Annotated in this window: 2 protein-coding genes; both read left to right on the forward strand. The window is 74.1% G+C overall.

Annotation, left to right across the window (positions count from 1 at the left end; all coding sequences use genetic code 11):
• A partial coding sequence (locus KBX53_RS32430; RefSeq protein WP_210863660.1) for a cell wall metabolism sensor histidine kinase WalK occupies window positions 1-928 on the forward strand: 928 nt, incomplete at its 5' end.
• Complete coding sequence (locus KBX53_RS32435; protein WP_210863662.1) at window positions 925-1,488, forward strand: GerMN domain-containing protein; 564 nt, start codon at window positions 925-927, stop codon at window positions 1,486-1,488. The genes KBX53_RS32430 and KBX53_RS32435, both read left to right, overlap by 4 nt.
• Window positions 1,489-1,586: the final 98 nt, after the last annotated feature.

Consider the following 1,586-nt stretch of genomic DNA (forward strand, 5'->3'; position numbering starts at 1 on the left):
GGTCAACTCGCTGCGGGAGCTGGAGCAGACGTTCCAGGTCCTGGCCCTCGCGCTGACCACCGTCGCGATCATGGTCGCCGGGTCCGGCGCGGCACTCGGCTGGTACGCCACCCGGCACGGGCTGCGCCCGCTGACCGCTGTCGCCGACGCGGCCGAGAAGATCGCGGCCGGCGACTTCACCGCCCGCCTCGACACGGCCACCGACCCCGACCTGACCCGCCTGTCCTCCTCGTTCAACCAGATGGTCGACCGCCTCGCCCACCGCATCGAACGGGACCGCCGGTTCGCCGCCGACGTCAGCCACGAGCTGCGCTCGCCGTTGCAGACCCTCGCCGCGGCGGCCAGCGTCCTGGCCCGCCGTCGGGAACACCAGGACGAACGGACCGCCATCGCGGCCGGGCTGGTCGCCGACGAGATCGACCGTTTCCAGCGGCTCGTCAACGACCTGATCGACCTGGCCCGCAGCGACCAGCCCGCACACCGGGCGCCCGTGGACGTCGTGGGGCTGGCCCGCGACGCCTGCCGCGCCCTCGACCTGCCCACGACGCTCGTCCAGCTCGCCCCCGACGTGCCGGCGACGTGGCTGGTGGAGCGGCGCCGCGTCGCGCAGGTCCTGGCGAACCTGCTCGACAACGCGGTGACCTACGGGGGTGGTCCCGCCGGCGTCCGGCTGGGTCGCGACGGTGCCGCCGGAGTCATCGAGGTCGATGATGACGGACCGGGCGTGCCCGTCGAGGACCGCGAGGCGATCTTCGACCGGTTCGTTCGGGGGCGAGCGGCGCACACCCGCGGCACCGGCGACGGCACCGGGCTCGGGCTCGCGCTGGTCGCGCAGCACGCCGCGGCACATGGCGGACACGTGACCGTCGGCGACCGGCCCGGCGGCGGCGCCCGCTTCCGCGTCACCCTGCCGGGGAGCCTGCCGTGAAACATCGTCATCTCGTCGTCCTGGCGGTTGCCGCATCGCTGACCGGCTGCAGCATCCCGACCGATGACGCCCCCCGGGTGGTGCAGGCACCGCAGGGGCCATTCCAGAGCTCCGCGTCCGCCGACACGAGCGCGCCGGTCGGCCCGGCCGCCGAGACGCTCTGCTTCGTGCGGGACAACCGGATCATCTCGTTCGTCCGGCGGGTCGACCGGCCACCCACCGTCGAGGAACAACTGCGCCATCTGCTGGCCGGACCCACGGCGGCCGAGCGTGACACGGACCTGACCACCGCGCTGGCGGGAGCGGTCAACGCCGCCGGGGTCACGGTCACCGGCACCGAGGCCCGCGTCGTGGTCGACAAACCTGGTGAGGATGCCGGCCGCAGCGACGAGGTCCTCGCGTTCGGGCAGATCGTCTGCACCCTCACCAGCCGTGACGACGTCACCACCGTCACGTTCTCCCGTGACGGCCGGCCGCTCCGGGTGCCCCGCGCGGACGGTTCACTGTCCGAACAGCCGCTGACCCGCGTCGACTTCGCCCCGTTGATCGCCCCTCGTTGACAGCCGTCCCGCACCACCCCCGGCACGGGCACTGCGCCGGGGGTGGTGCGGGCGGGCCCGGCATGGCGCCGAGCCCGCCCGTCTCAGCTGATCAGGCG

Origin of the sequence: Micromonospora sp. M51, assembly GCF_018070305.1 — a bacterium.
In the GTDB taxonomy this organism is placed as follows: Bacteria; Actinomycetota; Actinomycetes; order Mycobacteriales; family Micromonosporaceae; genus Micromonospora; species Micromonospora parva.